We start from the raw sequence: 18,912 nt of genomic DNA on the forward strand, positions 1-18,912 counted from the left end.
TCCTCCTTCGGGGTTGTCGGTGTTATCGGTTGCCTGGAATGATGTGGACGCTCTCCGCGGGAACATGAACGGCCCGGACGTCGCCGGGCTGCGCCGTCTCCGCGACCAGCACGCCGCCGGCGACCGACAGGTCGAAGCGGCGGACGGATCCCAGGAAACGGTCCTGCACGATGCTCCCGGCGAAGCCGTTCACTCCATCCGGCGGCGCGCCGAGGCGCACCCGTTCCGGGCGAATAAGTATCGTAACAGCTATTCCGGGAGGAAGCCCGTGCGGCATTGTGGCCAATCGGCCGATCGGCGTATCGACGCTGTCCGGGCCGGCCGCCGTGCCGTCCAGCAGGTTGGCGTGCCCGACGAAGGCCGCCACCGCGCGCGACGCCGGACGCTCGTACAGCTCACGCGGCGGGGCGATCTGCTCGATGCGGCCGGCGCGCATGACGACGACGCGGTCGGCGATGGACAGCGCCTCCTCCTGGTCGTGGGTGACGTGCAGGGTGGCGATGCCCTCGTCGCGCTGCAGGCGGCGGATCTCGTCGCGCATGCCGATGCGCAGCGCGGCGTCCAGCGCCGACAGCGGCTCGTCGAGCAGCAGGGCGTGCGGGCTGAACACCAGCGCGCGCGCCAGCGCCACGCGCTGCTGCTGACCGCCCGACAGCTCCGGCGGCCAGCGCTCGGCCAGTGCCGACAGGCCGACCCGCTCCAGCATCGCCAACGCCCGCCGCCGCCGCTCGCCGATCACCATTCCGCGCACCTTGAGCGGGTAGGCGACGTTCTCCCACGCCGCCATGTGCGGGAACAGCGCGTAGGTCTGAAACACCACCCCCAGGTTGCGCTCGCGTGCCGGCACGCCGGTGACGTCGACGCCGTCCAGCAGCACCGCGCCCTCTTGCGGTTCCAGGAAGCCGGCGATCAGGCGCAGCAGGGTGGACTTGCCGCAGCCGCTCGGCCCGATGACCGCGACCAACTCGCCGGGGGCGATGGCAAGGTCGATGCCGCTGACCGCCGCGGCGGCGGTGCCGGGGTAGGCGAAGCCGACGCCGCGCAGCTCGATGACCGGGGTGCTCATTGCGCGTGCCTCCCGGTGGCGCGGTGGGCGGTCAGCGCGCCGGCGGCCGACGCGGTGAGCGCCAGGGCCAGCAGGATCACCGTCGCCGCGCAGGCGAAGCCGGTGGCGCCGTAGAAGGCCTGCAGCAGCACGACCGGGTACGGCCGCGTCAGGAACCCGGCAACAAGGTTGGACAGCTGGAACTCCCCGATCGACAGTGCCGCCACCATGATCAACCCCGACGCCAGGCTGTGCCGCAGGCTGGGCATCACGATCTCGGCCAGCGTGCGCAGCGGCCCGGCGCCCAGCGATTCGGCGGCGGTTTCCAGCTCGGCGAGGCGCAGGTGGCGCATGTCGCCGACCAGCGTCTGCAGCAGGTAGGGCAGGGTGAGCACCACGTGCCCGCCGACCAGCACGCCGGCGCTGCCGAGGAAGGGCAGGGTGTCGCTGGAGAACACCAGCACGAAGCCGAAGGCCAGCACGATGGGCGGCACCGCGATGGGCAGCAGGTAGAGGATGCGCGCCGCCGCCCGCACTCCGCGCGACGCGGCGCCGTAGATGGCGTAGGCCAGCGGCAGACCGATCAGCGCGTCGATGACGCAGGTCGCGGCGCACACGCGCAAGCTGACCCAGAAGGCGCGCTGGAAGCTGCCATCCGTGTAGACGGCTTCGTACCACCGGTCGGTAAAACCGGAGGGTAGCATGCTGTTCAACCATACGTCGCCGAAGGAGCCGACGATCAGCAGAAGAATCGGCAGGAACAGATAGGCGAGGTAGACCCCTGTAATCCAGGCCATTGTGGCTCCGCTGGCGCGTTTGGTGCGCTTCGTGTTGCGTCTCCTAAAGCGAGCATACGGCAGTAGTTGCCACCGACAAAAGCCTTCTTAGGGCGGAGGGCGCACGCCGGTGGTGCATGTGCTCGTCCGACGGACGATGTTTGATGCGGATCATGGACCCGGCGGCGGCGCCGTGCGACAAGCACGGCCATGAAGTATGTCGAGGAATTCCGTGACGCCGCGCTTGCCCGCGGCTTGGCCGGGGCGATCCGCCGCGCGGCCGATCCGGCGCGCCGTTACCACATCATGGAATTCTGCGGCGGCCACACCCACGCCATCGCCCGCTACGGCATCCCCGACCTGCTTCCGCCGAACGTGCGGTTGATCCATGGGCCTGGCTGCCCGGTCTGCGTGTTGCCGGTGGGGCGAATCGACGACGCGATCAGCATCGCCCGGCGGCCCGGCGCGATTCTCTGCACCTACGGCGACGTGATGCGCGTCCCGGCGTCGGGGCGCATGAGCCTGATCAAGGCGAAGGCGGAGGGCGCCGACGTCCGCATGGTGCTGTCCACCACCGACGCGCTGAGGATCGCCGAGGCCAACCCGGGGCGGGAAGTCGTGTTCTTCGCCATCGGCTTCGAGACCACGACGCCGCCCACCGCGGTGGCGCTGCAACTGGCCAGGGCGAAGGGCATCGCCAATTTCTCGGTGTTCTGCAACCACGTGCTGACCCCGGCGGCGATCTCCAACATCCTGGAGAGCCCGGAGGTGCGCGAACTGGGCACGGTGCCGCTGGACGCCTTCATCGGGCCGGCGCACGTTTCGACCATCATCGGCAGCCGCCCCTACGAGTACTTCGCCGAGGAGTACCGGAAGCCGGTGGTGGTCGCCGGGTTCGAGCCGCTGGACGTCATGCAGGCGATCCTGATGCTGGTCACCCAGATCAACGAGGACCGGGCGGAGGTGGAGAACCAGTTCATCCGCGCCGTCACCCGCGACGGCAACCGCAAGGCGCAGGCGCTGGTCGCCGACGTGTTCGAGCTGCGCCGGTCGTTCGAGTGGCGCGGCCTCGGCCTCGTGCCGTACAGCGCGCTGAGGATCAAGGAGGCCTACGCCGCCTGGGACGCCGAGCGGCGCTTCGCCATCCCCAACGCCATGGTGCCCGACCACAAGGCCTGCGCCTGCGGCGCCATCCTGCGCGGGCTGAAGCGGCCGACCGACTGCAAGCTGTTCGGCACCGCCTGCACGCCGGAGAGCCCGATGGGCTCCTGCATGGTGTCGGCCGAGGGGGCGTGCGCGGCGCACTACACCTACGGCCGGTTCCGCGACCACACGGCGGTGGCCTGATGCGCATCCTGCTCCTCGTCCACGCCTTCAACAGCTTGGCGCAGCGCCTGTACGTAGACCTCGCCGAGCGCGGCCACACGCTGTCCATCGAGTTCGACGTCAACGACGGCGTGACCGCCGAAGCGGTGGAGCGCTTTCGTCCTGACCTGCTGCTGGCGCCGTTCCTCAAGCGCGCGATCCCCGAGGCGGTGTGGCGCCGGCTGCCCTGTCTGGTCGTCCACCCCGGCCCGCCGGGCGACCGCGGCCCGTCGTCGCTGGATTGGGCGGTGCTGGAGGGCGCTGCGGAGTGGGGCGTCACCGTCCTGCAGGCCAACGGGGAGTTCGACGCCGGCGACGTTTGGGCGTCACGCGCGTTCCCGATGCGCGCCGCGCCGAAGGCCAGCCTGTACCGCCGCGAGGTGACCGAGGCGGCCGTCGAGGCCGTGCTGGAGGCGCTGGAGCGTCTGGAGCGCGGCGAGTCCCCGACGCCCGTCGATCCGGCGCTCGTCCGGACACGCCCGCCGATGCGGCAGGCCGACCGGGCCATCGACTGGAGCCGTGACGCCACCGCCACCGTGCTGCGCAAGATCCGCAGTGGCGACGGCGTTCCCGGCGTGCGCGACGGCGGTCTCGGCCTGTTCGACGCCCATCCGGAGAGCCGACTGAAGGGCGTCCCCGGCGCGTGGCTGGCGCGATGGCAAGGCGCAGTGTGCCGGGCCACGGTGGACGGCGCGGTGTGGATCGGCGCGATGAAGGCACGCTCACCGGGGCCGCACGCGCCGACGCTGAAGCTGCCGGCATCGATGGTGCTGGCCGCCGACCTGCCGGAGGTGCAAGGCGATCATCGCGACCTCTGGTACGAGGAAGCCGACGGCGTCGGGTACCTGTATTTCCCGTTCACCAACGGCGCCATGAGCGCGGAGCAGTGCGCGCGCCTGCTGACGGCCTACCAGGAGGCGTGCAGGCGCGACACCCGCGTGCTGGTGCTGATGGGCGGCGAGGATTTCTGGAGCAACGGCATCCACCTCAACGTCATCGAGGCGGCCCCCAGCCCCGCTGACGAGTCCTGGCGCACCATCAACGCCATCGACGACGTGGCCCGCGCTGTGCTGACCACCACGGACAAGCTCACCGTCTCGGCGTTGTCCGGCAACGCCGGGGCGGGCGGGGTCTTCCTGGCGCTGGCGGCCGATCAGGTGTGGGCGCGCGGCGGCGTGGTGCTCAACCCGCACTACAAGGGCATGGGCAACCTGTACGGCTCCGAGTACTGGACCTACGTGCTGCCCCGCCGCGTCGGCGAGGAGCGCGCCCGCGCCGTTACCGAGGCGCGCCTACCCATGGGCATGCCGGAGGCGCGGCGCCTCGCCCTCGTGGACGCGGCGTTCGGCGTGTGCGTTGCCAACTTCCGCGCCGAGGTGGTGGAGCGCGCCCGCGCATTGGCGGCCGACCCGGCCCTGCCGGCGCTGCTCGCCGACAAGCGCGCCCGCCGCGCCGCCGACGAGGCCGCCAAGCCGCTGGAGCAATACCGCGCCGAGGAACTGGAGCGCATGCGCTTCAACTTCTACGGCTTCGACCCGAGCTACCACGTCGCGCGGTACAACTTCGTCTTCAAGGTGCCGAAGTCGCGCACGCCGCTGTACCTGGCGGCGCATCGGCGCACGTGCCCCCACCCCTGACCCCTCCCCCGCTTCGCAGGGGAGGGGAACTCCGCCGCCAGCCGTGAAAGCCCTCCCCCGCCCAGCGGGGGAGGGTTAGGGTGGGGGTTATCGTTCGACGGGTTTGAGCCCGCGCGCGTACTGCTTCGCCCGCTCGCGGTAGACCAGCGCCGGCCCGGCCAGCCGCGCGAGGTCGTCGTCGCCGACCTGCCGCATGATCTTGCCGGGCATGCCCATGACCACCGAGCCGTCGGGGATCACCTTGCCCTCGGCGATCAGCGCGTGCGCGCCGATCAGGCAGTTGCGGCCGATCTTCGCGCCGTTGAGGACCGTGGCGCCGATGCCGATCAGCGTGCCGTCGCCGATGGTGCAGCCGTGCAGCATCGCCTGATGCCCGACCGTCACGTTCTTTCCCATGGTCAGGGGAAAGCCCGGATCGACGTGCAGCACCGCGTTGTCCTGCACGTTGCTGCCTTCGCCGATCAGGATGCGTTCCGCCTCGGCGCGCAGCACGGCGCCCCACCACACCGACGCCTCGTCCTCCAGCACCACGTCGCCGACCAGCGCGGCGTTGGGCGCCGCCCAGCTCGACGCCGCGAGCTGCGGCGCCTTTCCGTCGATCTCGTAGAGCACCCCGACCCTCCCTTATGGTGTCGTCAGCGGATGACCACCACGATCAGCCGCTTCGGTCCGTGCACACCATAAGCCAAGGTCTGCTCGATGTCGGCGGTCTTCGACGGGCCGGAGATCAGCAGGGCGTTGGTCGGCATGCCTTCCGCCCAGCGGTTCTCGGTCATCACCTGCCAGAAGGTGTCGTACAGCGCATCCGCCTTCAGCAGGGCGATGTGGATGTGCGGTACGAGCGACAGCAGGCGCGGCTCGTCGGCGCTCGGCCACAGCACGAGGCTGCCGGTGTCGGCGATGGCGCCCAGGGTCTGGGTGATGCCGGCGTCGATGCCGGTGAACATCTCCTCCTTGAACTCGTCCACCGGGCGGTCGTAGCGCACCAGTTCCGGCCCGCCGTCGGCCCACGAGGACTCGAGCCGCGCGCCGGCCTCGGTTGCGGGGGCATAGAGCACGGTCTTGGCCCCGGCATCCTTCAGGAAGGCCTGGACCACCGCCGGCCAGTCCTGTTCGGTGGCGTCCACGAACTCGGTGTGGACGGCCTCCATCATGCGCTTGACGCGCTCCAGCCGTTCGGCGGGGCCCCAGCGCTTCTCCCGCAGCACGGTGAAGTCGGAGGCCACCGTCTCCACCGGGTGGGCGTCGCGGCTGGCGCGGAGGGAGGCGAGGATCGAGCTACGGGCGTCAGACATCGGGAATCCCCCGGTCGCGGGCGAGATCGTGCAGCGTGCGGCCGGCGAAGCGAGGCTTGGCGCGCACGCTGGTCCATTCCTTGAGAAGTGGCAGCGAGGCCGGCGCGGCGTTGCCGACCGCCGACAGCACCGTCGTCGCCATCCGGTAGGCGGTCGGCGAGGAGAAGGTGGCGGCCCAGCCCTTCCACACCAACGCCTCGGCCTTCGAGGCCTGGGCGCCGGCGTCCTTCACCGCGGGGCCGGGGTGCACGGCTTCCTCGCGCAGGCGGTTCATCAGCCCGGCGATGGGAATCTGCACCGGGCAGATCTCGACGCAGGCGTTGCACATGGTGCAGGCGTGCGGCATGGCCCCGCGCTTGTCGAGGCCTTCCATCTGCGGCACCAGGATCTTGCCGATCGGGCCGGGGTAGGGCGCCTGGTAGGCGTGGCCGCCGACACGGGTGTAGACCGGACAGTGGTTCATGCAGGCGCCGCAGCGGATGCAGCGCAGCGTGTGGCGCAGCTCCTCGTCGGCGTAGATCTTTGAGCGGCCGTTGTCGAGGATCACCAGATGGATCTCGCGCGGGCCGTCCTTCTCGCCGTCCTTGCGCGGGCTGGTGATCATGTTGACGTAGGTGGTGATCGGCTGCGCGGTGGCCGAGCGGGTGAGCAGGCTCAGCACCGGCGGCACGTCCTCCAGCTTCTCGACCACCTTCTCCAGGCCCATGACGGCGATGTGCACCGGCGGCACGGTGGTGACCATGCGCCCGTTGCCCTCGTTCTCGACGAGGCAGAGCGTGCCGGTCTCCGCCACCGCGGCGTTGACGCCCGAGATGCCGACGTCGGCGTTCATGAACTTCTTGCGCAGCACCCGGCGGGCGAGGCCGGTCAGCTGGTCCACGTCCTCGGTGTATTCCGCCTCCTTGATCTTGTCGCGGAACAGCTGGGCGATCTGCTTGGTGTTCTTGTGGATCGCCGGCATGATGATGTGCGAGGGCATCTCGTGGTCGAGCTGGATGATGTACTCGCCCAGGTCCGCCTCGATCGCCTCGATGCCGTGCTTCTCCAGGAAGGCGTTGAGGTGCATCTCCTCGGAGACCATGGACTTGCCCTTGACCGCCAGCTTGGCGTTCACGCGCAGCATGATCTCCAGGACGATGGCGTTCGCCTCGTCGGTGGTGGAGGCCCAGTGGACGGTGATGCCGTTCCGGGTGCAGTTCTCCTCCAGCTTCTCCAGCAGTTCCGGCAGCTTCGACAGCGCGCGCAGGCGCACCGAGGCGCCCAGCGCCCGCATGCTGTGCCACTCCGCGCTGTCGGCGAACTGCGCGGCGCGCTTGGACATCAGGCCGTCCATGGCGCGGCGGAAGTTGGCGCGCAGCTGCGGGTCCTGCAGCGCGGCGCGCGACGCCTTCCCGAAGTCGATCTCAGCGTGTGCCATGGGTCCGCTCCAGCAGGAATTCGGCGATGTGCTTGCCCTGGACCGGCTTGCGGCCGGCCTCGAGCGCGCCGTTGATGTTCATCAGGCAGCCGCAGTCGCCCGACACCACCGCTTTGGCGCCCGTGCCCTCGATGTCCGCCACCTTGTCCTCGACCATGGCGGCGGAGATCTCCGGGTGGCGCACGGCGAAGGTGCCGCCGAAGCCGCAGCACTCCTTCTCGCGCTTCAGCTCCACCAGCTCGACGTTGGCGAGCTGGCGCAGCAGCGCCTTCGGCTCGTCCGTCACGCCCATCTCGCGCTGGGCGTGGCAGGAGGCGTGCCAGGTGACGCGCACCGGCTCCCCCTTGTCCTCCAGCCGGACCTTCAGGACGTTGGCCAGGAACTGCGTCAGCTCGAACACCCGGCCGGCGACGGCCGTGGCGCGCGCCTCCTCCGGCGTGCCCTTGAACAGGTCCGGCCAGTGCGTCTTCATCATGCCGGCGCACGAGCCCGAGGGGACCACCACCGGCCAGTCCTCGGTGAACAGCGCCAGCTGGGCGCGCGCCACCTTCAGCGCCTCGTCCTTGTAGCCGGAGTTGTAGGCGGGCTGGCCGCAGCAGCTCTGCCCCTGCGGGAAGACGACGCGGATGCCCTCCCGCTGCAACAGCTCGATGCCGGCCATGCCGGCCTGCGGGTAGAACAGGTCGACCAGGCAGGTGCCGAAGAAATAGACGGTCGTGGGACGTGTGGCGTCCATGGGGCGTTTCCTCCTGTCCCGCTTTTAGAACGCGGGTTCCGCGGCGCGGGCCGCTTGTGCCTCGGGGACCTTCGCCGTCGTGCAGGCGTCCACGAGGTAGACGATGGAACGGTACGGCATGCCGGAGTGATGCGCCAAGCCGATCTCGCAGGTCCGGCTGGTCGAATAGCCGGCTTTTCCGTCCTGCGGCACGCCGGCCTTCAGGTGGCGCAGCGCGTGGGCGTTGAGATCGGGCTGGGTGAAGCCCTTGTCGCCGGCGAAGCCGCAGCACCCCACCCCGTCCGGCACCACCACCTGCTCGGCGCACTTCGCGGCCACGGCCTGCAGCTTGCCCTCCAGGCCCATCCGCCGCAGCGAGCAGGCGAGGTGCAGCACCGCGGGCTCGCTGCGCTTGGTGAAGTCCAGGCGGTCGAGCAGGTGGTCGTGGATGAACTCCACCAGATCCAGCACCTTCAGCCCGTCCTCGGCGAGGTGGCGCTTCAGGCGGAAGGCGCAGGGGCTGGTGTCGATGACCACCGGCAGGTGGCCGTCGTTGCTGGCGGCGCGGATGGCGGCCACCATCTCGTCGGCCTTGGCGTCGGCTTCCTGGGCGAAGCCCTTGCTCTCCAGCGCCATGCCGCAGCACAGGCCGGACAGGCCCTCGGGGTAGAGCACGCGGAAGCCGGCCTTGCGGAACAGCCCCTCGACCTTCTGCGGCAGCGGCGTCTTCTCGGGATCGTCGGCGGCCGGGCCCATGGTGCGGCTGGAGCAGCTCGGCACGTACACCACGGCCGGGCCGCCGCCGGCCGCCGGCCCCGGCACGAAGTTCAGCGGCGTGGGCAGCGAGCGCGGCACGTGCGGCAGGCGGTCGCCGGACAGGCGGCGCAGCGCCCCGGCGGTGGCGGTCACGGCGTCGTTGCCCACGACCTTGCGGGCGAGGTCGGCGATCTTCAGGCCGGTGCGGGCGACGCCCAGCGCGGTCTCGAAGTGCTCGGCGGCGAAGCGGCCGAGGCGGCGCTGCGCCGGCGTGGCGCGCCGGCCGCGCAGCGCCTTGATGAGCAGTCCCGTCTCGATGCCGACCGGGCAGGCGGTGGAGCACAGGCCGCAGGCCGCGCAGGTATCGATGCCCTGGTGGTCGTAGGCAGCGTGCAGCGCCTCCCGCCGCGCCTGCTCGCCGCTGCCGGACAGCCGGGCGATCTCGCGCCAGCCGGCGATGCGCTGGCGCGGGCTGAGCGTGAAGGTGTGCGACGGGCAGGTCGGCTCGCAGAAGCCGCACTCGATGCACTTGTCGACCAGCGGATCGGCCGCCGGCAGCGACTTCAAGTGCTTGAGGTGCGCCTCCGGGTCGTCGTTGAGGATGACACCGGGGTTCAGCAGCCCGTGCGGGTCGAGGAGCGCCTTGATCTCCTTCATCAGGCCGTAGGCCTGGGCGCCCCACTCCATCTCGACGAAGGGGGCCATGTTGCGGCCCGTCCCGTGCTCGGCCTTCAGCGAGCCTTCGTAGGTGTTCACCACCATGGCGGCCACCGCGTCCATGAAGCGGCGGTAGCGGTCGACCTCGGCGTCGGTGTCGAAGGCCTGCGTGAAGACGAAGTGCAGGTTCCCCTCCAGCGCGTGGCCGAAGATGATCGCCTCGTGATAGCCGTAGTGCTCGAACAGGTGCTGCAGCTCGACCGTGGCCTCGGCGAGGCGGTCGATGGGGAAGGCGACGTCCTCGATGATCACCGTGGTGCCGGTCTTGCGCACGGCGCCAACCGCCGGGAACAGGCCCTTGCGGATCTTCCAGTACTTTTCGCACTCCGCCGGGTCGGTGCTGAATTCGGCGGGGTGCAGCAGCGTGCAGCCCGCCAGCACCGCGTTGATCGCGGTGATGTTGCCGGTCAGCGCGGCGGCGTCCGCGGCGCGGGTCTCGACCAGCAGGCAGGCGGCGCGCTCGTCCAGGCCGCGGATCACTGCCGGCATGCCGGGCTTGCCCTGCACCGAGTGCAGCGCGGCGCGGTCCATCAGTTCCACCGCATCGACCGGCGCCGCCTTCAGCAGCGCCACGGCGCGGCAGGCCTCGGCGATGTCGGGGAAGAGCAGCAGCGCGCTCGCCTTGTCGGCGTACTCGGGCACCGTGCGGTAGGTGATCTCGGCGATGAAGCCCAGCGTGCCTTCCGAGCCGATCATCAGGTGCTGGAGGATCTCGAACGGGTCTTCGAAATCGACCAGCGCGTTCAGGCTGTAGCCGGTGGTGTTCTTGATGGCGAACTTGCGGTGAATGCGGGCGGCGAGGTCCGCGTCGGCGCGGGTGCGCTCGCCCAGGTCGCGCAGCGTCGCCAGCAGCGGGCCGTGGCTCTTCCCGAAGGCGGCGCGGCTGGCCGCGTCGCCGGTGTCCAGCAGCGTGCCGTCGGCCAGCAGCAGGCGCATGGAGGCCAGCGTGCGGTAGCTGTTCTGCGCCGTGCCGCAGCACATGCCGCTGGAGTTGTTGGCGGCGATGCCGCCGATCTTGGCGGTGGCGATGGAGGCCGGGTCGGGGCCGATCTTGCGGCCGAAGGGGGCGAGCTTGCGGTTCGCCTCGGCGCCGATGATGCCGGGCTGCAGCGTGACCGTCGCGGCGCCCGGCGGGATCGTGCAGCCGCGCCAACCCTCGCCCAGCAGGACGAGCACGCTGTCGCTGACCGCCTGTCCGGACAGGCTGGTGCCGGCGGCGCGGAAGGTGACCGGGGTGCCGAGCGCGCGGGCGTGGTGCAGTAGGCGCGCCACCTCGTCCTCGTTCTGCACCACGGCGACGATCTTCGGGATCAGGCGGTAGAAGCTGGCGTCGGTGCCGTAGGCCAGCGTGCGCAGCGGATCGACGATCAGGCGCTCGGCCGGGATGAACGCGCGGAGATCGGCGTGCAGGCGGTCGTAGGGCGTGGGCAGCATCGGTTTCCTCCGGATCGCTGGGCTTTGGCGGCGGCCTTGTTGCCGCCCCGCGGGCGGCCGGCATCTCGTGTGCCACGGCTGGGATCAGTGGATAACCTCTTTGCCCAAATGAGGCAATGGTAAAATCAATTGACCAACGATCTGCGCCGTGGACAACTTGCGCCCGCGCCTGTTGGGCGTGGAACGACGAGGGGGTGGGCCATGGAGTCCGATCCGCTGACAGACCTGCTGCGCCGGCATCCGGAAGCGGCCTTCGACTATCTGGAGTTCCGCAACGCCGTCGCCGGTGCGGCGGCCTACCACGCCGCCAGACGCGCCACCGAGCATGACCGGCGGGCCATCGCCGCCTGCCTGGAGCGCATGGTGGCGGCGCACGAGAAGGAAGACCCGATGGAGGAGGCGGAAGCCGACATCGACTTCCACCGCGCCACCTACGAGGCGACGCACAACGTGGTGATGCAGACCGTCATGCACGGGCTGTCCGACCTGATGCGGGCGGACGTCTTCTTCAGCCGGCGCAAGCTGTACGGCTACAAGGGGGTGCGTCACCTGCTGCTGCATCAGCACCTGGCCATCGGCGAGGCCATCCTGGCCGGCGACGCCGAGCGGGCGCGGGACGCCGCGACCCAGCACATCGGCTACGCGCGGGGAGCGCTGGAGGAGATCGAGAAGGCCGAGGCGCGGCTGGAGGTGTCGCTGCGCCGCATGGGCCGCGGCGATCTGGTGGCCGGGCCGCGGCGGCGGGGCTGAAAAACGGGGCCTGAAAACGGATCGGCCCGGCCCGCGAGGTTGTCGCGGACCGGGCCGGCCGTCGAGGACGTAGAGGACTTACCGGCTTACGGGATCATCCACGGCACGATGTAGGCCTGGATGGCGGTGATCACGCCGATGATCGCCACGAAGAACAGGCTGTGCTTGACGGTGAAGCGGAACAGCTCCGACTCCCGGCCGACCAGCCCGACCGCCGCGCAGGCCACCGCGATGGACTGCGGGGAGATCATCTTGCCGGTCACGCCGCCGGTGGTGTTGGCGGCCACCATCAGCGTGTCGGACACGCCGACCTGCTGCGCCGTCGTCGCCTGCAGGCCGCAGAACAGCGCGTTGGACGAGGTGTCGGACCCGGTCAGGAACACGCCCAGCCAGCCCAGCACCGGCGAGAAGAACGGGAACAGCGCGCCCGTGCCGGCCAGCAGCAGTGCCAGCGTGGTGGACAGGCCCGAGTAGTTGGCGATGAAGGCGAAGGCCAGCACCATGCCGATCGAGTAGATCGGGCGCTTCAGCTCGTTCAGCGTCTCGCCGAAGGTCTTCAGGCCCTCCGCCGGGCGCATCTTCAGCATGACCATGGTGACGATGGCCGAGATGAGGATGGCGGTGCCGGTGGCCGACAGCAGGTCCAGCTTGTAGACCGCCTCGTACGGCTTGGGCGAGGCGACGATCGGGGCGGCCTTCAGCACCAGCTTGTCCAGCCCGGCGACCGGGAAGTACAGCACGGTGTCGGCCAGCGCGCCGCCCTTGGCGAACAGCGCCTTGAAGGGCTTCAAGCTCCAGATCGTGACGATCACGGTGAGGATCAGGAAGGGCGACCACGCCTTGGCGATCTCGCCGCCGGTGTAGCCGCGGGTGGCGGCGAACTCGCTGCTGGCCATGGCGCCGACCGAGGCCGGGACCGGCGTGGCGAGCGGCGAATGAGAGAAGCGGAACACCGCCTTCGGCTTCCAGACCTTCAGGAACAGCGTGATGCTGACCAGGCTGACCAGGGCGGAGGTGATGTCCGGCAGTTCGGGGCCGATGAAGTTGGCGGTGAAGTACTGCGTCACGGCGAAGGTGCCGCCGGCCACCAGGATGGCGGGCCACGTCTCGCGGACACCCTTCCAGCCGTCCATGATCATGATGATCCAGAACGGGACGAACACCGACAGCAGCGGCAGCTGGCGGCCGGCCATGGCGCCGATCTTGAACGGGTCCAGCCCGGTGACCTGGCCGGCGACGATGATCGGAATGCCCATGGCGCCGAACGCCACCGGGGCGGTGTTGGCGATCAGGCAGAGGCCGGCGGCGTACAGCGGGTTGAAGCCCAGGCCGACCAGCAGCGCCGCGGTGATCGCCACCGGCGCGCCGAAGCCGGCGGCACCCTCGAGGAAGGCGCCGAACGAGAAGCCGACCATCAGCATCTGCAGGCGCTGGTCCTCGGTGATCGACACCACCGACGAGCGGATGATCTCGAACTGCCCGGTCTTCACCGTGATCTTGTAGAGGAACACGGCGGCGACGATGATCCAGGCGATCGGCCACAGGCCGTACAGGAAGCCGTAGCCGGCCGAGGCGAACGCCATGCCGACCGGCATCTTGTAGAACAGCACCGCCACCGCCAGCGAAATCGCCACGGTGATCGTGCCGGCGATGTGGCCCTTCATGCGAAGAACCGTCAGCGCCACGAAGAAGAAAATGATCGGCAGAGCGGCGACGAACGCTGAGAGCCACAGATTGCCGGCCGGGTCGTAGACTTGCGTCCAGGTCTGCATGTTTCCTACCTATGTTTGTGTTCTGTACGGCATTTGCACGGCGTGCCGCCGCGCGCCGGGGCGCGGGCGGTGGCCGGGGTGTCTGGAAACATGCCTTCCCAGGACCCGGCGTATGGTCAAAAGATCTGACCACGAACGGCGATACGGATACAATGTGTTCCCAACGATTGCAATCTGGAAAATTATGCTCACATCATTCCGGATTGGGTGCATTTATGTCGCCAGGCCCGAAGCCCGCGGTGTGTGACATTTTCCGCGTTGCCAACAGGGCCGGGGTTTGTAGGATCGGGCGGCGCGGATGCGCGGACGTGACGGGGACGGGTGCAGGCGATGAAGGCGGATTCCATCAAACCGGCGAAGCTGGCGGACACGGTGGCCGAGCACCTGGAACGCCTGATCCTGGAAGGCGCGCTGCGCCCGGGCGAGCGCCTGCTGGCCGAGCGCGAGCTGGCCGGCAAGCTGGACATCTCACGCCCCAGCCTGCGCGACGCGCTGGCCAAGCTGGTCGAGCGCGGCGTGCTCACCACCGACCAGAACGGCGCGTGCTACGTGGCGGAGACGCTGGGCGCCACCTTCCGCGACCCGCTGACCCGGCTGATGCGCGAGAACCCCGAGGCGACCTTCGACTACCTGGAGTTCCGCAGCACGGTGGAGGGCTCGGCCGCCTACTACGCCGCCAAGCGCGCCAACGCGGTGGACCGCGAGGCGATCAAGGAGTGCTTCGACCGCATGGTCGCTGAGCACGGCAACGACGATTCCAGCGAGGAGGCGGACGCCGACGCCGACTTCCACCTGGCGGTCTACGAGGCGACGCACAACGTCGTGATGCTGCACATCATGCGGAGCCTGTCGGAGCTGCTGCGCAACGACATCTTCTACAACCGCGCCAAGCTGTACGAGCGCAAGGGCGTGCGCGACCTGCTGCTCGACCAGCACCGCGCGGTGTACGAGGCGGTGATGGACGGCGACCCGGAACGCGCCCGCGCCGCTGCCGAGCATCACATCACCTACATCAACGCCGCCCTCCAGGAGATCCGCGACGCCGAGGCGCGGCTGGAGGTCTCGCTGCGCCGCATGGGCCGCGGCGACCTGGTGGACATCGGCGGGCGGCGGCGGAAGGGGTAGCTTGCGACCCTCTCACGGAAGAGTCGACGCGCCGCACTCAGGTCCCTAAGATCCCCCGCCGCAGGGAGCTTACGGGAGGCCGCGCGTGGCTAAGAGGGACGACGGACAGGGGGGCGACCGCTTCCAGGGCACGCTGGCCGATCGGCTGGCGCGGCTGTGGCGCGCCGAGGACCCGCGCTTCGACGAGCTGCTGGACGAGGTGCTCGACGGCGGCCGGCAGGCGGTGATCGAGGCGGCGCTGGGCAAGCTGCGCGAAGGCGAGCACATGCCCTTCATGGACGACGTCGAGACGCTGGCCGAGATCGTCGAGCGCACCGGCGAGGACGGCGAGCGGCTGTCCACCAGCCTGTACTGGTTCGTCGCCGAGGTGGACGGCGACGCCCACACCCCGCCGCCGGCCGCGCAGATCGAGGAGGCCTTCAGCTCGGTGGACCTGCTGAAGCCGGGCGAGCGGGTGCGCCTGCTGCCGGTGTGGCTGGACCCCGAGCAGCTCTCCTACCTGGAGGCGACCGACCGCCGGGCGCTGCTGCGCCGGATGCTGGCGTCCTTCGACGCGGCGGTGCGCTTCGCCGCCGACCAGGAGGTCACCGCCGAGACCGACGAGGGGCCGCGCCTGCTGGCGCTGGTCGGCCTGTTCGACGAGGTCGTCGAGGACGGCGCCGAGGACGAGGACTGGGACGACGAGGAGAGTTCCGAGGAGGTCGAGCGCATCGGCGCCGCTGTCGACACCTTCTCGGCCGGCGTGGCGCGGGCGGACTCGCGCATCGTGCGCTGCCGGCCGGTCGGCGGGTTGACCGACCTGCTGGAGTTCGTCGCCGAGGAGCCCTGGGACGAGGCCGCCGACCTGGAGGACCTGGAGCGCTTCATCGACGTGGCGCTGGCCGAGGTCAGCGACGGCCTGCTCGACGCCGAGGTGCGCTGGACCCCCGGCGCGCTGGAGGTGGGGCTGAGCGGCTCGGACGGCCGCTGGGTGGACAGCGCCACCTTCGAGGTGCCGGAGACCCAGCTGCCCGCCGCCATCGACACGCTGAAGCGGCTGTGCCGGTCGGTGCGGCCGGCGAACGGGCCGTCGGGGACGGCGTAAGGGAACGGTCCTCTCAGATCGGAAAGCTCACCGCCGCCGTGGTTCCCGCGGCGTCGGAGTCGGTCGACAGCGTGTCGCCCAGCTGCGAAGCCAGTGCCTCGGCCAGCATCAGGCCGTCGTCCGACGTGGTGTCGAAGCCGGCGGGCAGCGCGCGGCCGTTGTCCTCCACCACCAGCCGGGCGCGGGTGTCGCTCGCCTTGGTGACCATCACCTGGATCCAGCCCTGCTCGGGGAAGGCGTGGTGCAGGCTGTTCGACACCAGCTCGGCGATGATCAGGCCGAGCGGCATCGCCTCGTACAGGCCGACGGCCACCGGCTCGGCCTTCACCGTGATCGGGATGTTGGCGAGCCCGCCCGGCGTGCCGGCCTTCACCACCTCGCACAGCGTCTCGACGTAGCGGCCGAGGTCGACGTGGGTGCCGGCGCCGGACTCGTGGAGCTGGCGGTAGAGGATCGCCAGCGCCTCGATGCGCACCATGGTCTGCTCGTAGGCGACGCGGGCGTCCGGGTCGCGGATGCGGCCGGCCTGCAGCTTCAGCAGGCTGATGACCAGCTGCAGGCTGTTCTTGGCGCGGTGCTGCAGCTCGCGCAGCTCGGCTTCCAGCTCGCGGATGCGCGCGCCCGCATCCTCGGCCGACGTCGCCGGCGCGGCGGCGCGGTCCGGCGGCAGGTGGGGCGGGTACGGCGTCGAAGGCATCGCGATGGACCTGTGGCTGCGCGAACCGCGGTTCGCTTTCACATCAACTGCGGTCAATTTATGCACTTGCGGCCAGTATCGGGGAGGCTCAGAAGAAGTAGCCCTGTCGGTATAAGCGGGAGGGCAAGGAGAACAAACCCTATGATTTTAAAGGCATAGCCGAAAGGCCCCGGTGCGCGCCGGCCTCACCCGAAGGGGTGGGTACGCCCCGCCTGGAACGGATCTTGCCAGCGCCGGGGTAGCGCGGACGCCGTAGGCGGGAAAAGGCGTTTGCATGCCGTGGTTGCTGTGCTTGAGTGGCGCCATGATCCGGATTCCATCGCTCCTGCCCCGGCGCCGCGCTGCGGCGCTGCTGATCGGCATGCTCGCCGCGGGCGCCTGCGCCGATCCCTCGGGCGGCGCCGAACGCCGGGCCGCCTCCCACCCGATGCCTTTGACGCGCGAGGCCCCCGAGCCTGAGCGCATCGGCGCCTTCGAGTTCCGCGGCGCGGTCGAGCTGTCGGGCGACCCCGCGGTCGGTGGCCTGTCCGGTCTGGCGATCACCGATGGTGGGCGGCAGTTCGTGGCCGTCGAGGACGTTGGCCGGGTGGTGCTCGGCCGCCTGCGGCACGAGAACGGCCGCCTCGTCGGCGTCGCCGACCTGCGGGTGAAGGGCCTGCCCGGCATCGGACCGCGCCACGGCCGGGCGCGCGAGAACGATTCCGAGGAGATCGTCGCGCTGCCGGACGGCGGCTGGCTGATCTCGTTCGAGGGGCGCCACCGCATCCTGCGCTACCCGCCGGGCTTCGACGGCGAGCCGACGCCGCTGCCGCTCGCCGTGGGAATGGCGGACCTGCCGCTCAACGGCGGGATGGAGGCGCTGACCCGGCTGCCCGATGGCCGCCTGCTGGCGCTGGCCGAAGGGCCGGACGACGGTGTGCCGGAGCGTCGGGCGTGGATCTCCCGCGTGCCGCTCAAAGGGGCGGGCGACTGGGGTGCCTTGACCTACCGCGCCGCGCCGGGCTTCCGCCCGACCGGCGCCACGGCGCTGCCCAACGGCGACGTGCTGGTGCTGGAGCGCTACTTCTCGATGCTGGGCGGACTGGCGGCGCGCATCGCGCGGGTGCCCGGCACGGCGCTGGTGCCGGGCGCGGTGGTCGAGGGCGAGGAACTCGCCCGCATCCAGCCGCCGCTGCTGCTCGACAACTACGAGGGCATCGCCGCCGTTCCCGGCCCGGCCGGGGAGACGCTGGTCTACGTCGTCTCCGACGACAACTTCAACACCACGCTGCAGCGGACCTACCTGCTGCTGCTGGCGCTGCCCGACCGCCCGCTGGCGCAGGCGCCCGGCCGTTAGCGCCGCACCGCGGCGGTGGAATAGACCTCGGCGGTGGTGTGCTGCATGGTGCCGAGCACCATCGACGCGCCGACGGCGATCACGACGGCCGCGGCGAATCCGAAGAACATCGCCTTCATGTCATTCCTCCCGTTTGCGGGCGCCGTCTTCGGCAACCCTTGTCCAAAGAGGTAGAGCGGTGGTCCTGATCCCGCCAGGGGCGGGCCAAGCGAATGGCTTCACCTTTTGCCCGGCTGCCCTTTGGGCGCTCGCCGCTAATGCAGCACTGGCTTGCTGTCGATGGACACGATCGCCACCGTCGCGCCCTCGTCCATTTCCTTCACGAAGGCGTACGACACTTCATTGCCGGTGATTTTTTTCCACCGATTGGGCGCCCCGACAAAGCTGAAGCCGGTCAAGACTAGGAACGACATCGCGTCTTCGAGCGACTTGAATCGCATCGCCTCCATGTCTTTCCCCCTTTGGGCGCTGGCGTTCCTTCCCCTTTGCTCATTGCACCAGAAATAACTTATAACAGTAAACTATCCTTTCGAAGATTCGTTCGGCTCTTTTTCATATGCGTGTTCGCTAATTTTGCGGTGCGGACGAGGTCCGGCGCCGCTCCGGCTCAGCCCATGAGGGGAATTCGTCAGGGACCGGTCGCCTGCCGCAGGTAGGCGATGAGGTCGGCGCGCTGCCGGGCGTCGTCGATCCGCTGCAGCGGCATCTTGCTGCCGGGGGTGAGCGTGTCCGGCCCCACCTCGAACAGGCGCGAGACGGTGTCCTCCGTCCACACGATGCCGCTGTTCTTCAGCGAGGCGGAGTAGCGGTAGCCCTCCACCGAGCCGGCCTTGCGGCCGAACAGGCCCCACAGCGTCGGGCCGGCGCGGCGGCCGCCGTCGGGGGTCAGCGTGTGGCACACCGCGCAGGCGCGGAACAGCGTCTGCCCGGCGGTCGGGTCGCCCGCCGCCGGCGGGTCCGCAGTGGCGGGGGGCCCCGCCGCCCCGACGAA

Annotated in this window: 18 protein-coding genes; 6 read left to right on the forward strand and 12 right to left on the reverse strand. The window is 70.1% G+C overall.

Annotated elements, in window-relative coordinates; translation table 11 throughout:
* Window positions 1–22 precede the first annotated feature (22 nt).
* Together TSO221_RS07195 and TSO221_RS07200 are read right to left on the reverse strand one after the other, a co-directional pair.
* Window positions 23–1,066: an ABC transporter ATP-binding protein gene (locus TSO221_RS07195; RefSeq protein WP_109117801.1), complete on the reverse strand. Its 1,044-nt coding sequence runs from the start codon at window positions 1,064–1,066 to the stop codon at window positions 23–25.
* Entirely contained in the window at window positions 1,063–1,842 is a 780-nt protein-coding gene (locus TSO221_RS07200) for an ABC transporter permease subunit (RefSeq protein WP_109117802.1), read from the reverse strand. The genes TSO221_RS07195 and TSO221_RS07200 overlap by 4 nt, the downstream gene beginning before the upstream one ends.
* A 189-nt stretch (window positions 1,843–2,031) precedes the next feature.
* On the opposite strand from TSO221_RS07200, the gene hypD reads away from it, so the two are divergent.
* Together hypD and TSO221_RS07210 are read left to right on the forward strand one after the other, a co-directional pair.
* Window positions 2,032–3,168, forward strand: a complete 1,137-nt coding sequence (gene hypD / locus TSO221_RS07205; RefSeq protein WP_109117803.1) for a hydrogenase formation protein HypD — start codon at window positions 2,032–2,034, stop codon at window positions 3,166–3,168.
* Window positions 3,168–4,823 carry a hydrogenase maturation protein gene (locus TSO221_RS07210; RefSeq protein WP_109117804.1) on the forward strand — a complete coding sequence of 552 codons (1,656 nt, stop codon included), beginning with the start codon at window positions 3,168–3,170 and terminating at the stop codon, window positions 4,821–4,823. Before hypD ends, TSO221_RS07210 begins: the two co-directional genes overlap by 1 nt.
* 87 nt (window positions 4,824–4,910) lie before the next feature.
* Here the strand turns inward: TSO221_RS07210 and TSO221_RS07215 are convergent, their stop codons facing one another.
* From TSO221_RS07215 to TSO221_RS07235, 5 genes are read right to left on the reverse strand one after another with little or no spacing between them, the layout of a single operon-like run.
* Entirely contained in the window at window positions 4,911–5,435 is a 525-nt protein-coding gene (locus TSO221_RS07215) for a gamma carbonic anhydrase family protein (protein WP_109117805.1), read from the reverse strand.
* 23 nt (window positions 5,436–5,458) lie between these two features.
* Window positions 5,459–6,118: a lactate utilization protein gene (locus TSO221_RS07220; protein ID WP_109117806.1), complete on the reverse strand. Its 660-nt coding sequence runs from the start codon at window positions 6,116–6,118 to the stop codon at window positions 5,459–5,461.
* The gene (locus TSO221_RS07225) at window positions 6,111–7,535 is read right to left on the reverse strand and encodes a LutB/LldF family L-lactate oxidation iron-sulfur protein (RefSeq protein WP_109117807.1); all 1,425 of its coding nucleotides are present in this window, start codon (window positions 7,533–7,535) and stop codon (window positions 6,111–6,113) included. Before TSO221_RS07225 ends, TSO221_RS07220 begins: the two co-directional genes overlap by 8 nt.
* Window positions 7,522–8,271: a (Fe-S)-binding protein gene (locus TSO221_RS07230; protein ID WP_109117808.1), complete on the reverse strand. Its 750-nt coding sequence runs from the start codon at window positions 8,269–8,271 to the stop codon at window positions 7,522–7,524. Before TSO221_RS07230 ends, TSO221_RS07225 begins: the two co-directional genes overlap by 14 nt.
* 24 nt (window positions 8,272–8,295) lie before the next feature.
* The gene (locus tag TSO221_RS07235; protein WP_109117809.1) at window positions 8,296–11,157 is read right to left on the reverse strand and encodes an FAD-binding and (Fe-S)-binding domain-containing protein; all 2,862 of its coding nucleotides are present in this window, start codon (window positions 11,155–11,157) and stop codon (window positions 8,296–8,298) included.
* 201 nt (window positions 11,158–11,358) lie between these two features.
* Between TSO221_RS07235 and TSO221_RS07240 the strand changes: the two genes are divergently transcribed.
* The gene (locus tag TSO221_RS07240) at window positions 11,359–11,907 is read left to right on the forward strand and encodes an FCD domain-containing protein (protein ID WP_109117810.1); all 549 of its coding nucleotides are present in this window, start codon (window positions 11,359–11,361) and stop codon (window positions 11,905–11,907) included.
* 86 nt (window positions 11,908–11,993) lie between these two features.
* Here the strand turns inward: TSO221_RS07240 and lldP are convergent, their stop codons facing one another.
* Entirely contained in the window at window positions 11,994–13,679 is a 1,686-nt protein-coding gene (gene lldP, locus TSO221_RS07245; RefSeq protein WP_109117811.1) for an L-lactate permease, read from the reverse strand.
* A gap of 330 nt (window positions 13,680–14,009) precedes the next feature.
* Between lldP and TSO221_RS07250 the strand changes: the two genes are divergently transcribed.
* Both TSO221_RS07250 and TSO221_RS07255 read left to right on the forward strand, forming a co-directional pair.
* Window positions 14,010–14,804, forward strand: a complete 795-nt coding sequence (locus TSO221_RS07250) for an FCD domain-containing protein (protein ID WP_109117812.1) — start codon at window positions 14,010–14,012, stop codon at window positions 14,802–14,804.
* Between the two features lie 85 nt (window positions 14,805–14,889).
* Complete coding sequence (locus TSO221_RS07255) at window positions 14,890–15,888, forward strand: hypothetical protein (protein WP_109117813.1); 999 nt, start codon at window positions 14,890–14,892, stop codon at window positions 15,886–15,888.
* 13 nt (window positions 15,889–15,901) lie between these two features.
* On the opposite strand, the gene TSO221_RS07260 is transcribed toward TSO221_RS07255, so the two are convergent.
* Window positions 15,902–16,585 carry a histidine kinase dimerization/phosphoacceptor domain -containing protein gene (locus TSO221_RS07260; RefSeq protein ID WP_109117814.1) on the reverse strand — a complete coding sequence of 228 codons (684 nt, stop codon included), beginning with the start codon at window positions 16,583–16,585 and terminating at the stop codon, window positions 15,902–15,904.
* Between the two features lie 304 nt (window positions 16,586–16,889).
* Here TSO221_RS07260 and TSO221_RS07265 point away from each other — a divergent pair, with 304 nt between their 5' ends.
* Window positions 16,890–17,921 (forward strand): esterase-like activity of phytase family protein, encoded by a 1,032-nt coding sequence (locus TSO221_RS07265; protein WP_158284018.1) that lies wholly within the window; start codon window positions 16,890–16,892, stop codon window positions 17,919–17,921.
* Here TSO221_RS07265 and TSO221_RS36795 read toward each other — a convergent pair.
* The 3 genes from TSO221_RS36795 to TSO221_RS07275 all read right to left on the reverse strand — a co-directional run.
* Window positions 17,918–18,040, reverse strand: a complete 123-nt coding sequence (locus TSO221_RS36795; RefSeq protein WP_282187735.1) for a hypothetical protein — start codon at window positions 18,038–18,040, stop codon at window positions 17,918–17,920. The two genes, TSO221_RS07265 and TSO221_RS36795, sit on opposite strands and share 4 nt — an antisense overlap.
* A gap of 135 nt (window positions 18,041–18,175) precedes the next feature.
* Window positions 18,176–18,370 (reverse strand): hypothetical protein, encoded by a 195-nt coding sequence (locus tag TSO221_RS07270; RefSeq protein WP_109117816.1) that lies wholly within the window; start codon window positions 18,368–18,370, stop codon window positions 18,176–18,178.
* Window positions 18,371–18,549: 179 nt separating this feature from the next.
* On the reverse strand, window positions 18,550–18,912 hold a 363-nt coding region (locus tag TSO221_RS07275; protein WP_109117817.1), incomplete at its 5' end, for a c-type cytochrome.

The sequence above is a fragment of the Azospirillum sp. TSO22-1 genome (genome assembly GCF_003116015.1).
In the GTDB taxonomy this organism is placed as follows: domain Bacteria; phylum Pseudomonadota; class Alphaproteobacteria; order Azospirillales; family Azospirillaceae; genus Azospirillum.

What these genes read in the sequence shown, in the direction of transcription:
- TSO221_RS07195 (WP_109117801.1), bottom strand. Translation starts at nt 1,066, where the DNA reads ATGAGCACCCCGGTCATCGAGCTGCGCGGCGTCGGCTTCGCCTACCCC.
- TSO221_RS07200 (WP_109117802.1), bottom strand. Translation starts at nt 1,842, where the DNA reads ATGGCCTGGATTACAGGGGTCTACCTCGCCTATCTGTTCCTGCCGATT.
- hypD (WP_109117803.1), top strand. Translation starts at nt 2,032, where the DNA reads ATGAAGTATGTCGAGGAATTCCGTGACGCCGCGCTTGCCCGCGGCTTG.
- TSO221_RS07210 (WP_109117804.1), top strand. Translation starts at nt 3,168, where the DNA reads ATGCGCATCCTGCTCCTCGTCCACGCCTTCAACAGCTTGGCGCAGCGC.
- TSO221_RS07220 (WP_109117806.1), bottom strand. Translation starts at nt 6,118, where the DNA reads ATGTCTGACGCCCGTAGCTCGATCCTCGCCTCCCTCCGCGCCAGCCGC.
- TSO221_RS07225 (WP_109117807.1), bottom strand. Translation starts at nt 7,535, where the DNA reads ATGGCACACGCTGAGATCGACTTCGGGAAGGCGTCGCGCGCCGCGCTG.
- TSO221_RS07230 (WP_109117808.1), bottom strand. Translation starts at nt 8,271, where the DNA reads ATGGACGCCACACGTCCCACGACCGTCTATTTCTTCGGCACCTGCCTG.
- TSO221_RS07235 (WP_109117809.1), bottom strand. Translation starts at nt 11,157, where the DNA reads ATGCTGCCCACGCCCTACGACCGCCTGCACGCCGATCTCCGCGCGTTC.
- TSO221_RS07240 (WP_109117810.1), top strand. Translation starts at nt 11,359, where the DNA reads ATGGAGTCCGATCCGCTGACAGACCTGCTGCGCCGGCATCCGGAAGCG.
- lldP (WP_109117811.1), bottom strand. Translation starts at nt 13,679, where the DNA reads ATGCAGACCTGGACGCAAGTCTACGACCCGGCCGGCAATCTGTGGCTC.
- TSO221_RS07250 (WP_109117812.1), top strand. Translation starts at nt 14,010, where the DNA reads ATGAAGGCGGATTCCATCAAACCGGCGAAGCTGGCGGACACGGTGGCC.
- TSO221_RS07260 (WP_109117814.1), bottom strand. Translation starts at nt 16,585, where the DNA reads ATGCCTTCGACGCCGTACCCGCCCCACCTGCCGCCGGACCGCGCCGCC.
- TSO221_RS07265 (WP_158284018.1), top strand. Translation starts at nt 16,890, where the DNA reads ATGATCCGGATTCCATCGCTCCTGCCCCGGCGCCGCGCTGCGGCGCTG.
- TSO221_RS36795 (WP_282187735.1), bottom strand. Translation starts at nt 18,040, where the DNA reads ATGAAGGCGATGTTCTTCGGATTCGCCGCGGCCGTCGTGATCGCCGTC.
- TSO221_RS07270 (WP_109117816.1), bottom strand. Translation starts at nt 18,370, where the DNA reads ATGGAGGCGATGCGATTCAAGTCGCTCGAAGACGCGATGTCGTTCCTA.